This is a genomic window from Afipia sp. P52-10 (genome assembly GCF_000516555.1).
In the GTDB taxonomy this organism is placed as follows: Bacteria; Pseudomonadota; Alphaproteobacteria; order Rhizobiales; family Xanthobacteraceae; genus P52-10.
In genome coordinates this window covers 1,066,735-1,079,000 of record NZ_AZSJ01000003.1, presented here as the reverse complement: position 1 = coordinate 1,079,000, position 12,266 = coordinate 1,066,735, and the positions used below count along the sequence as shown (strand labels likewise).

12 protein-coding genes are annotated in these 12,266 nt (G+C 63.6%); 9 read left to right on the top strand and 3 right to left on the bottom strand.

Going from position 1 to position 12,266, the window contains the following annotated elements; all coding sequences use genetic code 11:
- Window positions 1–188: 188 nt before the first annotated feature.
- Window positions 189–2,018: a glucan ABC transporter ATP-binding protein/ permease gene (locus X566_RS06425; protein WP_034464538.1), complete on the bottom strand. Its 1,830-nt coding sequence runs from the start codon at window positions 2,016–2,018 to the stop codon at window positions 189–191.
- A 190-nt stretch (window positions 2,019–2,208) separates the two neighbouring features.
- Window positions 2,209–3,240, bottom strand: coding sequence for an ABC transporter substrate-binding protein (locus tag X566_RS06420; RefSeq protein WP_034464537.1), 1,032 nt, complete (start codon window positions 3,238–3,240; stop codon window positions 2,209–2,211).
- Window positions 3,241–3,920: 680 nt separating this feature from the next.
- Here X566_RS06420 and X566_RS06410 point away from each other — a divergent pair.
- The 7 genes from X566_RS06410 (at window position 3,921) to X566_RS06380 (ending at window position 8,630) form a co-directional block, all read left to right on the top strand.
- A complete protein-coding gene (locus tag X566_RS06410) occupies window positions 3,921–4,370 on the top strand; it encodes a hypothetical protein (RefSeq protein WP_244434694.1) in 450 nt (149 codons plus the stop codon).
- A gap of 157 nt (window positions 4,371–4,527) precedes the next feature.
- Entirely contained in the window at window positions 4,528–4,962 is a 435-nt protein-coding gene (gene hisE / locus X566_RS06405; protein WP_034464534.1) for a phosphoribosyl-ATP diphosphatase, read from the top strand.
- An 80-nt stretch (window positions 4,963–5,042) separates the two neighbouring features.
- Complete coding sequence (locus X566_RS06400; protein ID WP_034464532.1) at window positions 5,043–5,624, top strand: YqaA family protein; 582 nt, start codon at window positions 5,043–5,045, stop codon at window positions 5,622–5,624.
- Window positions 5,625–5,676: 52 nt separating this feature from the next.
- The gene (locus X566_RS06395) at window positions 5,677–6,270 is read left to right on the top strand and encodes a hypothetical protein (RefSeq protein ID WP_051443911.1); all 594 of its coding nucleotides are present in this window, start codon (window positions 5,677–5,679) and stop codon (window positions 6,268–6,270) included.
- 255 nt (window positions 6,271–6,525) lie between these two features.
- The gene (locus X566_RS06390) at window positions 6,526–7,524 is read left to right on the top strand and encodes a nitronate monooxygenase family protein (protein ID WP_034468080.1); all 999 of its coding nucleotides are present in this window, start codon (window positions 6,526–6,528) and stop codon (window positions 7,522–7,524) included.
- Between the two features lie 74 nt (window positions 7,525–7,598).
- Window positions 7,599–8,024 (top strand): PaaI family thioesterase, encoded by a 426-nt coding sequence (locus X566_RS06385; protein ID WP_034464529.1) that lies wholly within the window; start codon window positions 7,599–7,601, stop codon window positions 8,022–8,024.
- 111 nt (window positions 8,025–8,135) lie between these two features.
- The gene (locus tag X566_RS06380; protein ID WP_034464526.1) at window positions 8,136–8,630 is read left to right on the top strand and encodes a GFA family protein; all 495 of its coding nucleotides are present in this window, start codon (window positions 8,136–8,138) and stop codon (window positions 8,628–8,630) included.
- A gap of 240 nt (window positions 8,631–8,870) precedes the next feature.
- On the opposite strand, the gene X566_RS06375 is transcribed toward X566_RS06380, so the two are convergent.
- Window positions 8,871–9,647 carry an HpcH/HpaI aldolase/citrate lyase family protein gene (locus X566_RS06375; RefSeq protein ID WP_034468077.1) on the bottom strand — a complete coding sequence of 259 codons (777 nt, stop codon included), beginning with the start codon at window positions 9,645–9,647 and terminating at the stop codon, window positions 8,871–8,873.
- Between the two features lie 298 nt (window positions 9,648–9,945).
- Between X566_RS06375 and X566_RS06370 the strand changes: the two genes are divergently transcribed.
- Both X566_RS06370 and X566_RS06365 read left to right on the top strand, forming a co-directional pair.
- Window positions 9,946–10,935 (top strand): tripartite tricarboxylate transporter substrate binding protein, encoded by a 990-nt coding sequence (locus tag X566_RS06370; RefSeq protein WP_034464523.1) that lies wholly within the window; start codon window positions 9,946–9,948, stop codon window positions 10,933–10,935.
- A gap of 247 nt (window positions 10,936–11,182) precedes the next feature.
- A complete protein-coding gene (locus X566_RS06365; RefSeq protein ID WP_034464520.1) occupies window positions 11,183–12,172 on the top strand; it encodes a tripartite tricarboxylate transporter substrate binding protein in 990 nt (329 codons plus the stop codon).
- Window positions 12,173–12,266 lie beyond the last annotated feature (94 nt).

The following is a 12,266-nucleotide window of genomic DNA, read 5'->3' as shown; positions in this document are numbered from 1 at the left end:
GATACAGCGCTGCTGGATCGTTAGTGTGGGCGCAATCGGTTTCCAAAACCTTCCGGCTTCCGGATATCGCACCCGCGAGAGCGGCCCGCCTGGGCTTCATCGCAAAGCGGTACGGCATTGTAACAAAACTCTCCTCAGCCGAAAGCCGAGAATCCAAGCCGTCACCACCGATTTTCCTGTGAAAGTGGCTAAATTTCGGCCTTCGCCTGCGCGTCTGCTGTGGCCGCTTGTTCGAGCAGTGCCGAGGCCTCCGCTTCGGTCTGTTCCTGAACCATGAATTGCGCACGAGCGAGATCGGCGAAATGCCCGCCGCGCGCCACCAGTTCGTCGAACGTTCCGCTCTCGATCACGCGGCCGTTCTGGAACACGAGGATTCGCGTCGCATTGCGAATGGTGGACAGGCGATGGGCGATGACGAAGGTGGTGCGCCCCTTCATCACCTCATCGAGAGCAGCGTTGACCTTTGCTTCCGTCACGGCATCGAGTGCACTGGTGGCTTCGTCCAGGATCAGGATCGGCGGATCCTTGAGCAGGGCGCGTGCGATCGACAGGCGCTGGCGTTCGCCGCCGGAGAGCATGCGGCCGCGCTCACCGGCGTTGGTCTCGAACTTCTGCTCGCCACGGTCGATGAATTCGATCGCCTGGGCGCGAGTGGCCGCGACGCGCATCTCCGCCTCGGTCGCGTCGGGTTTGCCGACCCGCAGGTTCTCGGCGATCGAGCGATTGAACAGCAGCGCTTCCTGAAACACGACGCCGATGTTCCGCCGCAGGGCAGACAGTGTCAGCCCACGGATATCCATGCCGTCGATCTTGATAATGCCGGACTGAGGATCGAAGGCGCGATGCAGCAGCGCGATCGCCGTCGATTTGCCGGCGCCGGTCGGTCCGACCAGCGCGATCGTTTCGCCCGGCAGGGCGGTGAATGACAGATCCTCGACCGCGGGGCGCTTGCCATCATAGGAGAACGAGACGTCGTTGAACTCGACCAGGCCGGAGAGACGGCCGGGATCGATCGCGTCGGGGCGGTCGCGCACCGCCGGTGTCGCATCCAGCACCTCGTAGAACTGCTGCAGACGCGGCGCTTCCATGAAGATTGAATTGATGAAGCCGACCACCTGTTCCAGCTTGGCGATCAGCATGGTGGCGAAATTGACGAACATGACGATCTCGCCGATCGTGGCGAGGCCTTGCCCATAGAGCACGACGCCGACGACGAAGATCGCGAGGATCGTGATCGTCGTCGATGCGCGAGTCATGACCGACACCAGCGCCCACCACGACAGCACCGGCATCTGCACCGACAGCAGCTTGCTGGACACCTTGCGCAGGTCCTGCACCTCGGCGTCGATGCGGACGAAGCTCTGCACCAGCGCCACATTGCCGAGCGCGTCCGAGGCGCGCGCGGCCAGGTCGGAATAGTAGTCCTCGACCTCGTTCTGCATGCCATGGGTCTTGCGCACGACGATGGTGGTCAGCACGGTGAAGACGACGCAGAGAATGAACAGGATGATCGCGAGCCGCCAGTTCAAGTAGAGCGATAGCGGCAGCAGCACGATCAGCGACATGATCGAGGCGAAATGCTCCCGGAAGAAGGACAGCCAGATCCGCCACAGCGCGTCGGTCCCCTGCAGCATGACCTTCATCAGCCGGCCGGAGTGAACGCCGGTATGGTAGGTCAGCGGAAGCTGCAGGATATGGTCGAAATAGCTGGCCAGGATCGCCTGGCGGCGACGATGCGCGAGCCGGTCCGCATGCAGCGCGACCACGGCGCTGCAGACGATGGTGAACAGGCCGAACGCGACCCAGGCGCCGAGCAGCGGCCAGATCGTGGTCGAGATGGTCGCCCGGTTTGCCGTCGCCTGGCTATTGGTCAGGGCATCGATGATCCAGCCGAACAGCACTGGTTCGGCGAACTGGGCGATCGCCAGCAGAACGTTGGCAAAGGCGAGCAGCCAGCCGAGCCGGGCTTCCGACCCGAGCGACTCGAGGACGCGGCCATAAAGGCGGAGGAGGGACATGGGTGATCGCGCTAGTGGTTCGATTCCAACATTTGCATCCCATTGCGCCAACGATATTTGCAAATGTTGGAATCAAAGAACCACAAGCAAGCCTAATAGCTTAGTGGAGCTTTGGATTTGACATTCGCATAGCGCAGCTACGGCTAGTGGGATGCGAATATCAAATCCGCTCCACTAGAACCGAAACAGGTCAGTTGATCTTACGCGATCCGTGGGACGGAAGGAAAGCACCGTCGAACAGCTCGGCAAGCACCGGCAGCTTGCGGAATTTGTAATCGGCGCCGATCCATGCGACGGCGGTGTCGAAGCGCTCCTGGCTGACGCTGCCAAGCCCGTCGCGCTGGACGTCCGGTGTCATGATGTTGTCGTGCAGCACGACGCGCAGCCGTTCGCGCTCCAATTCGCGTGAGCTGGAGTCCATCTGGTTCATCACGTCGTCGATCGCGCGGGCTGGTTCCTTGACCGCCAGCCGGATGCCAAGGGTCAAAGCGCGCAGAAAAGCACCGACAGCCTCCGGCTTCGTCGCGGCGAAGTCCGGATTGACGACGATCGCCTGTCCGTAGGACCGGTCGCCGAAGTCGGCGAAGCGCAGCACCACCAGGTCTGAGCCGGGAATGCCGCGGTCGCGCAGGTTCAGCGCCGATGCGTACGACAAGCCGCTGACGGCATCGATCTGGCCCGCCGAAAGCATCGGCTCGCGCACCGCCGCGCCGATCTTCTCGATCTTCACCTTGGCGATATCGACCTTGTTCTGCTTGGCGAGCATCGGCCACAGGTGAATGCCGAGGTCGCCATCGGCGGCGCCGAGCGTCTTGCCGGCCAGGTCGGTCAGGTTCTCGACGCCGCGGCTGCGACGGGCGACGATCGCGTAACCGTTCTCGTTGTGAAAGATGAACACGGCCTTCAGCGCCGCCGTGTCCGGCTTATCGCGGTAGCGGATCAGTTCGTTGAAATCGACCACCGCGAGATCGGCGGCGCCCTTGGCGAGCCGGGCGATGGTGTCCTGCGACCCCGTGGCGATGGTCGTCGTGACCTCGATGCCTTCGGACCTGTAAAGGCCGCGGTCCGCCGCAAGCACGAACGGAGCGGCTGCGCCGTCGATCCGCCGGTCGAGGCAGAAGCGGACAGGGGTTGCGGTCTGGGCGGCGGCCGGTGCGGCGAGGAGTGCCAGGATGCTGGCGCTCGCGGAGAGGACGCTTCGTCGGGTTAATAGAACACGCATCGTACGCACGCCGTTTGAAAGTGCCTCTTTTGCAGCGACCGCCCGATTGATGCAAGTCGCACCGGCCGATCTGGCGCAGTTTTGTCGGAGATCTTGGTGTCGGGACATGATGACCCACACCCGGATGATCAAAAGCCCTCGGCACGTTGCGTCGAGATGTGAAAGCCAAGGCCGATGATGGCGCTGACGGTCAAAGCGCGACGCATTCGTTCCAGGCTCCGGTCCGTCCGGTGACGAGCGTCGAGGAATATCCCGCGTTCGGCGGGCGATCGGAGCCGGCCCACATCTGGTCCGAGATGATGGCCGGATCACGTTTCGGTGGCGTCATGCGAAGGGACGAAAGGTCGCAGGCGAGGCCACCGTTGTTCAAGTCGTGTTCATCGTCCGCTGACGATGCTTGCGGCCGTGACGTATCATATCCGGACCTCGATCCTGGTTATGGCAGGACCGTGTGTTTGGGCTTTGCCATTGGCGCTCTGGTGCCGTGGCTCGGATGCTGTGTTTTTGGACGTCGTGGCTCCGGATGCCGCGCTCGGGGTCGTGTCTTGAGGTGCGGTCTCTTGAGCACCATGTTGTCTTGAGCGTGGACGCAGGGCGGCGCCGTGTTCAGGCGTTCTTGTTCAGGCGTTCTGGCGTAGCGTCGGATCGCGGTGTGAGTGTTGGCGTTGTGAGGACATCAGATGCCGAACCCAAATGTGAGCCCTGCTTTTGGTCGTGCGTCGAGCATTGTGGCGTCGCTGCCGGCGGGCCGGGCAGTCGTGCTGGCGCTGATCGTCGCTCTGGCTGCCGCATCCTTTGAAGCGGAGGCAAGTTCTGCCGTCGCGGCACCGGCTGCGGGCGGTCGCGTCGCGTCCGCTGCCGACGATATCGCGTACAGCGCCCGCAAGCGCAGCCGCGTACGCCGTGGCGATGCGGCCGGATTAGCCATGATGGGAGCGATGATTGGTACGATCGGTGCGGTCATCGCCGCCGAACGCCGCCGGGACGCCTACGAAGAGGCCTATCGAGCCCGCTACTACGGTTATGGCCGTCCCTACGGCTACGGCTACGGTTACGGTGTCTACGCGCCCGGTCCGCAGTTCCGGCATCACCATCCCTATTATCATCGCCGCCACCATCATCGCTGGTGAGAGCCATCGGTCTCGACGGCTGCTTCCCTGACAGGGGTGTCGCGGTGTTCGATGCTGGCGCATCCGACGAACCGGGCGACATCAATGCGCCGGAATTCGCGTGATGCATCATTGAATGTTAACACCCGTGCCATGACTTTCGACTAGTCTCGGTTCCATGACTGATTCGGTTGACCGGCTTTACGAGGCGATCGTCGCAGCGAAGGGGCTCGATCCCCATACGTCGCGGACCGCCCGGCTGTTCCAGCGCGGTCAGGCCAAGATGGCGCAGAAGCTGGCCGAAGAGGCCATCGAAGTCGTGATCGACGCTATGAAGGGCGATACCGACGCGGTGGTCCGCGAGAGCGCCGACCTGCTCTACAATCTTGCCGTATTGTGGGCTGCCGCGGGCGTTCGGCCGCAGGATGTCTGGGCCGAGATGGACCGGCGTGAGCGCCTGCTCGGCATGGCCGAGAAATTGCCAAAATCGAGCCGGAAGGAAAAGGCCTTGCCCGCGAAGGCGGGGCTTGGCATGGCAAAGCCCGAAGCCCCGGCGGCGATCGGCCGCCCGGTCATTGCCCTGGAANCCCGCCGCTCGCCCAAGCGCCGCTAGATTGGCCCTGAAGCTCGTCTCCGACACGCGCGGCCCGCATCGATCGCGATCGGGCTCTCACCGAAGAAAGAATTCGCCTGATGCTGAGACGAATGTACGACTGGTGTATTCAGGCTGCCGACAAGCCTTATGCACTCTGGATACTCGGTTTCGTGTCGTTCGCCGAGAGCTCGTTCTTCCCAGTGCCGCCGGACGTCATGCTGATCCCGATGTCGCTCGCGCAGCCGAAGCGGGCCTGGCTCTATGCGGCGGTCTGCACCGTGACCTCGGTGGCCGGTGGTGTGCTTGGCTACGCGATCGGCGCGCTGCTCTATGACTCGATCGGCGGCTGGATCATCCAGCTGTATGGCTATGGCGACAAGGTCGAGGCGTTTCGCGCCGCTTATGCCGAATACGGCGCCTGGATCATTCTGCTGAAGGGCTTCACACCGATCCCCTACAAGCTTGTCACCATCACCTCGGGGTTCGCCGGCTATAGCCTGCTGCTCTTCGTCGTGTTCTCGATCATCACCCGCGGCGCGCGCTTCTATCTGCTCGCCTTCCTTCTCAACCGCTACGGTCCGAAAGCGCGCCAGATCATCGAGGAGCGTCTCGGCTTCTGGGTGACGATCGGAGCGCTCGGACTGATCGGTGGGTTCATCGTTGTTTTCTGGGTGTTCTGATCGGCGGCAGTTCGCGCTTTCTTTGGTGGACGCGCCGGCGTAGGCTCCGGATATGGTGATCGTCGGAGTGGCCAATCTTGTCAGCGACGGCCGTGGCGCCTGCATCCTCGCGCTCGGGCTGCTCGGCCAGATCGTGACGGCCGAGGCGGTTTGGTCGCAGGCGATGCAGCAGCAACCGGCGCCGCCGTCATCCTCCGCGAGCCAATCGCCGCCTGCCGCGCTCGCGCCATCCGCGCAGCCTTCGCTTCCAGCGGAGCCGCAGGCGCCGAGTTCGTCGTCACGCCCTGGCCTGATCGACAAGCTCGGTGGCTGGCTGAAGGATTCCGCCGATGGCGTGACCTCGGGCTTCAAGGGCACGCAACAGCACATCGACAATCTCAACAAGGGGACCATGGATGCGTTGACGCGCATCCCGGTGACCGGTTTCGCGACTGGCCGCATGGTGTGTCCGGCAGCGGCCAATGGCGCTCCGGATTGCTACGCGGCCTCCAACAAGCTTTGCCAGGAAAAGGGCTACGCGTCCGGCAAGAGCCTCGCCACCGAGGCCGCCGAAACCTGCAATCCGCGCATCTACCTTCCGGGCTACAAGCGCAAGGACGGCGACTGCCGCATCGAGACCTTCGTCACGCGCGCGGCCTGCCAGTAACCCGCGTCCCACCATCTTCTCCGTTGCCACACCTGCGGCCGCCCGGTTGCATTCCGGACATTTCATGTGCATGATGATCATCATGCACACTTGCGGCAGCTGCAAGGGGGCCTGGCGAAAACGCGCGCCGTCGGGCGATTGCATCTGCGAACGTTTCTGGCATCGTGCGCGCACTCATCCGGCTGAACACACGGGACGCAGAACATGCTGAGTCCGGTGGACGAGGGAGGGCCGGTAACGAAAGGGCTGTTCGAGATGGCAATTCCCGCCTTGTTCAAAAACCGGCTGTCGATCCCGGTCATCGGTTCGCCGATGTTCATCGTGTCAGGACCCGAACTGGTCATCGCGCAGTGCAAGGCCGGTATCGTCGGCTCGTTCCCGGCGCTGAACGCGCGGCCGCAATCGATGCTCGATGAGTGGTTGCACCGGATCAAGGAGGAACTGGCCGAGCACGACCGCAAGAACCCGGACCGCCTGTCGGCGCCGTTCGCAGTCAACCAGATCGTCCACCGCACCAACAACCGGCTCGATGCGGATATGGCGATCTGCGAGAAGCACAAGGTGCCGATGGTCATCACTTCGCTCGGCGCACGGCCGGAGTTGAATCAGGCGGTGCACAACTGGGGTGGCATCGTTTTCCATGATGTCATCGACCAGACTTTCGCGCACAAGGCGGTCGAGAAGGGCGCCGACGGCCTGATTCTGGTGGCCGCGGGCGCCGGCGGTCATGCCGGCCGCGTGTCGCCGCTGGCTTTCGTTTCCGAGACGCGCGAGTGGTTCAAGGGGCCGATCGCGCTGTCGGGAGCGATGGGCAATGGCCGTGCGATCCGCGCCGCGCGCGTTCTCGGCGCCGACTTCGGCTACATCGGCACCGCGTTCGTTGCCACCCATGAGGCCAACGCCGCGCTGGGTTACAAGGCGATGGTGGTGGAGTATGGCGCCGACGATATCGTCTACACCAACGCGATCACCGGCGTACACGGCAACTACCTGAAACCGTCGATCAGGAATGCTGGTCTCGATCCCGACGCGATGCCGGAATCGGACAAGACCAAGATGAGCTTTGCGACCACGTCGGATGGTGAGCGCGCCAAGCCAAAGGCCTGGAAGGATATCTGGGGCTCCGGTCAGGGCATCGGCAGCATCAAGGGCATCGTTTCGGTGGAAGAGCTGGTCGCGCGTTTCCGCAAGGAATATGCCGAAGCCGCCGATCCGGCCTATGACGGCTGGACCGCCAGCGCCCGCGCCGCCTGACGCGCGCGATATCGGCTGGATTTTCATCCGCGCAGCCGCTGCTGCGCGGATGATCGTTTAGGAGGCTCGTTGAGATGTCGATTCCGGAAGGCTTCGCGCCTTCGAAGCGCTCCAGCGGCTATCTCGATCTGATCGGCCCGATCTATGAAGCGGGCGAGGGCGCGAACTATCGCATTGGTCTGCGCATCGATCAGCGCCATCTCAACACGCGCGGTACCTGTCACGGCGCGTTGTTCTCGGCCCTTGCAGACGTCTATCTCGGCCGTATCGCGGCGATGAGCGCGTCGCCACCACTGGCGCTGGTCACTGCGCATCTCGGGCTCGACTATATCGCCTCGGCCCCGCCGGGCGCTTGGCTGGAGGCGGTGGGCCAGGTGGACCGCGTCGGCAAGACGCTGGCGCATTCCAGCGGCCGCATCCTGGCCGACGGCAAGCTGGCGCTGCGCTGTACCGGCGTATTCCAGCTAACCAGCCGACCGGTGCCAGGCAGAAACGTTTGATCGCCGTCCGCAAACGGCGTAATCTCGTGACCGTGGCAAGCCCGATCCAGTGACGCTGGGTCGGGCTTTTGCGTCCAGCGTTGCCTATGCTGACGACAGGAGCGGAGAGCGATGACCGGCATCAAGCGTCCCACCTTGCCGCTGACCGGCGGCTGCCCGTGCGGGTTGATCCGTTATGAGATCACCGCGATGCCGCTCGCGCTCTACGCCTGCCACTGCACCGACTGCCAGCGCAAAAGCGGCAGCGCCTTTGCGCTCAACATGCCGCTTCCGGCTGGAGCGTTTCGGATCGTCCAGGGCTCGCCGAAAGGCTGGAGCAGCACTGGGCCCAGCGGTGAGGTGACGACCGCCTGGTTCTGCGGTGATTGCAGCGGCAGGCTCTATGGCGAGCGGCCATCGCGGCCCGAGATGATGATGCTGCGCGCCGGGACGCTGGACGATACATCGTGGCTGGTCCCGGCCGTGCACATCTTCATGCGCAGCGCCCAGGCGTGGGATGGATCGCTGCGGCCGGCGATGGCGGAGAATGTCCCCTGCTATGACACGATGCCGGAGGACTTCACGCCGCTGGTGAAGGCCTGGCGCGAGAAGATCGGCGAGGCTTGAGTGCCCGTGAAGACGCTCCGGCCTCCCCTCACGATGCGGAGCGGAGCGCCGCCCGGACCATGAAGCCAACGGAACGTGTAACCATCGCCCTGGGAGACGACGCGTGTGGCCTCCGAAGACATGAGGCAGAATGATCCAGCGAGCATTTTCGGTTCTGATGGAATCAGAACCGAAGGATCTGGACTTTTGTTTGAGGCGTTTCCTTCACGCGAACCGGTATCCGTTTCGCCCGAAAACGCTTTAAGCGATGCCGTTGCTCTCCTTGCGGGTCTGGGCCACTGCGCCTCGTGCGGCCACCGCCATCAGGCTGACGTCATTGGTCAGCGTCACCAGGCGGAAGCCGCGGGCGATGCAGTTGGCGGCATCGGCTGCGCCGCCGGTGTGGATGCCGGCGAAGATGCCGCGCTTGCCGCATTCGGCGATCACCTTGTCGTAGATCGCCAGGATCTCCGGCTCCTGCCGATCGAACTTCGGCGCCAATCCGTAGGAGATGCCGAGGTCTGAAGGTCCGATATAGACGCCGGCGACGCCCTCGACATCGAGGATCGCCTCGAGGTTTTTCACTGCCGTCTGGGTCTCGATCATCGGGATACATAGCGTCTCGGTGTTCGCGGTCTTCTGATACGTGCCGGCTTCGCCATAGAGCCCGGCGCGGATCGGACCATTGCTGCGGGTGCCGTGCGGCGGATACTTGCAGGCGGCGACGAAGGCTTCCGCTTCCGCCTTGGTGTTGACCATCGGGCAGATCACGCCCATCGCGCCGGCGTCGAGCACCTTGCCGATGATGCCCGGCTCGTTCCATGGCACGCGCACCATCGGCGTGACCGGATGCGCCTGCATCCCCTGGAAGCACTGCACCATCGACTGATAGTCCTGGACGCCGTGCTGCAGGTCGACGGTGACGCTGTCGAAGCCGCATTGCGCCATCACCTCGGCGGAGAAGCCGGACGGGATCGCCAGCCAGCCGTTGACGACAGCCTTGCCCGAAGCCCAGATGGTTTTGACGTTGTTCGTCATGTGCCCGCGTCCTCCCGGATTGTTTCGCGTGTGATGCGGCACCTTCGCATTGCTGGCCACCAAATCCAATGCCCCGCGCGCGGTCTAACCGGCGATGGATTGCCCGTTGCGGTGTTCCGCTGGCCCCGAGGGCAGTTTGCGAGCCGCGTGAACGCGCGGTGCTGCAGCCTCGTTCGCTGCCTGCGTCCTCCCGAAAACCACAGGATGGTCTCCGGCCGCAGCCCCACTAGACTGGACGGCAGAGCGGTTCAGCCGCCGGCCGCCCTCGCAGCAGGGCCAATCATCGGGAGAGAACACAATGCCGTTCGACGTGACCCGTCGCCAGCTTCTTGCCACGGGTGCTGCCGCTGCAGCACTGCCATTCGCCGGAGCACAAGCTTCGACAAGCGACTGGCCGAACAAGCCGATCCGTGTGGTCGTCGGCTATCCTGCCGGGGGGCAGACGGACATGATCGCGCGCGCCTATGGCGATTTCCTCGGCAGACAGCTCGGGCAGCCGGTCGTCGTCGAAAACAAGGCAGGCGCCGGCGGCACGGTGGGCGCGGTGGAAGTTAAGCGGGCCGCGCCCGACGGCTACACGCTGATGTGCACGATCTCGACCACGCTGGTTCTCAATCGCGGGACGATGAAGAACCTGCCTTACGACACCGACAAGGACTTCATCCTGTTCTCGGCGATCACTGGCGCCGGTCTGCAACTGGTCGCCAGCGAGAAGTGCGGCGCGAAGACGCTGAAGGAGCTGGTCGACTATGCCAAGAAGACCGGTAAAGCGACTGTCGGCAGCTATGCCGCGGGCTCGGCGGCGCACATGATGATCTTGGAATTCAACCGGCAGTACGGGGTCAACATCGAGGCGGTGAACTATCGTGGCGAAGCGCCGATGTGGGCCGACCTCGCGAGCCAGTCGATCGATGCCGCCATCGGCAGCTACAATGCCGGCCTTGGCGTGTTGCAGACCAACCGCGGTCGGGCCATCGCCGTCACCGGCACGCGCCGCCTGAAGATTCTTCCCGACGTCCCGACCCTGCTGGAGCAGGGCGTGACATCGAAGCTGTATTCGCTGCGGGGCTTTACCGGATGGGGCGCGCCGACCGGCACGCCCATGGAGATCGTCAAGAAGCTGTCCGATCTTATGGTGGCCGGTGGCAAAGACCCGAAAGTGCAGGAGGTGCTGGCGACGTTCGATCTCGATCCGCCGATGGGATACGAGGACACGCAGAAGCTGGTCTCCGAGGAAACGCCGCTCTGGCTGAAGTTCATGGCCGATCTCGGCATCAAGCCCGAATGACTGCCTGGAGCGCAGCGACCTGACTCCAGGGGCTTCAGCATCAAGGCTTCATCATCATCGACTGGGGCACGCGTCATGAAACGGCCGGAGCAATCCGGCCGTTATGTCTGCCTTGACCGGCGTGATCTCCATCAAAATGCGGATTGGCGAAGCGACGCCAGGCCTTTAGAGTGCGCGCAAAAGAACGGGTCAACCGTCACCCTCATCGCAGGCTCTCCATAAAAATACATCGGAAGGAAACAACACCATGTCGTTCGACGTGACCCGTCGCCAATTGCTTGCAACGGGTGCTGCGGCAGCCGCGCTGCCCCTCGTGGGTCAACGGGCGTTCGCGCAAAATGGCTGGCCGAACAAGCCGATCAGAATCGTGGTGCCTTATCCGGTCGGCGGTCAGACCGACATGATCGCGCGGGCGTATGGCGAATTCATCGGCAGGCAGCTCGGACAGCCGGTCGTGGTCGAAAACAAAGCGGGCGCCGGCGGCACGGTGGGCGCGGTCGAGGTCAAGCGGGCGCCGGCGGACGGCTACACGCTGATGTGCACGATCTCGACCACGCTGATCGCCAACCGCGTGATGATCAAGAACCTGCCCTACGATCCGGACAAGGACTTCACGCTGGTTTCGCTGATCACCGGGGAGGGGTTGCCGTTCGTCGTCAGCGAGAAGTGCGGCGCGACCAATCTGAAGGAATTCGTCGATTACGCAAAGAAGGCCGAGAAGGTCAGCGTCGGCACCTACGCTGCCGGCTCCACGCCGCACATGGTGATCGCCGAACTCAACAAGCAGTACGGCATCAATATCGAGCCGGTGCACTATCGCGGCGAGGCGCCGATGTGGGCCGATCTCGCGAGCCAGTCGATCGACGGCGCGATGGGCAGCTACACCGCGGCCTTGCCGGTGCTGCAGACCGGCCGCGGCAAGACCATCGCCTCCGTCAGCAGACCGATTCGCGCGCTGCCTGAGGTAAAGACGCTGACGCAGCAGGGCGCAACCTCGAAGCTGTTCGATCTGACCGGCTTTACCGGCATTCTGGCGCCCGCAGGCACGCCGATGGAGATCGTGAAGAAGCTGTCCGACCTGATGGTGGCGGGCGGCAAGGACGAAAAGACGCAGGCTGCGTTGTCGAGCTTCGCGATCTATCCGCCGATCGGTTACGAGGCGGCGCAGAAACTCTACCGGGAAGAAACTCCGTTGTGGCTGCAGTTCATGGGCAACCTCAATCTCACACCGACCTGAGCGCCTAAATTTGAGGCATTGGAACCAGCGGCTGGAGGGCACTCCAGCCGTTTTTTTGTCCGCCAGCCGCCTTAGCCGAATTGGGTGCTGGCGG

What these genes read in the sequence shown, in the direction of transcription:
- X566_RS06390 (WP_034468080.1), top strand. Translation starts at nt 6,526, where the DNA reads ATGGCAATTCCCGCCTTGTTCAAAAACCGGCTGTCGATCCCGGTCATC.
- X566_RS06370 (WP_034464523.1), top strand. Translation starts at nt 9,946, where the DNA reads ATGCCGTTCGACGTGACCCGTCGCCAGCTTCTTGCCACGGGTGCTGCC.
- X566_RS06420 (WP_034464537.1), bottom strand. Translation starts at nt 3,240, where the DNA reads ATGCGTGTTCTATTAACCCGACGAAGCGTCCTCTCCGCGAGCGCCAGC.
- X566_RS06400 (WP_034464532.1), top strand. Translation starts at nt 5,043, where the DNA reads ATGCTGAGACGAATGTACGACTGGTGTATTCAGGCTGCCGACAAGCCT.
- X566_RS06395 (WP_051443911.1), top strand. Translation starts at nt 5,677, where the DNA reads ATGGTGATCGTCGGAGTGGCCAATCTTGTCAGCGACGGCCGTGGCGCC.
- X566_RS06380 (WP_034464526.1), top strand. Translation starts at nt 8,136, where the DNA reads ATGACCGGCATCAAGCGTCCCACCTTGCCGCTGACCGGCGGCTGCCCG.
- X566_RS06375 (WP_034468077.1), bottom strand. Translation starts at nt 9,647, where the DNA reads ATGACGAACAACGTCAAAACCATCTGGGCTTCGGGCAAGGCTGTCGTC.
- X566_RS06425 (WP_034464538.1), bottom strand. Translation starts at nt 2,018, where the DNA reads ATGTCCCTCCTCCGCCTTTATGGCCGCGTCCTCGAGTCGCTCGGGTCG.
- X566_RS06365 (WP_034464520.1), top strand. Translation starts at nt 11,183, where the DNA reads ATGTCGTTCGACGTGACCCGTCGCCAATTGCTTGCAACGGGTGCTGCG.
- X566_RS06385 (WP_034464529.1), top strand. Translation starts at nt 7,599, where the DNA reads ATGTCGATTCCGGAAGGCTTCGCGCCTTCGAAGCGCTCCAGCGGCTAT.
- X566_RS06410 (WP_244434694.1), top strand. Translation starts at nt 3,921, where the DNA reads ATGCCGAACCCAAATGTGAGCCCTGCTTTTGGTCGTGCGTCGAGCATT.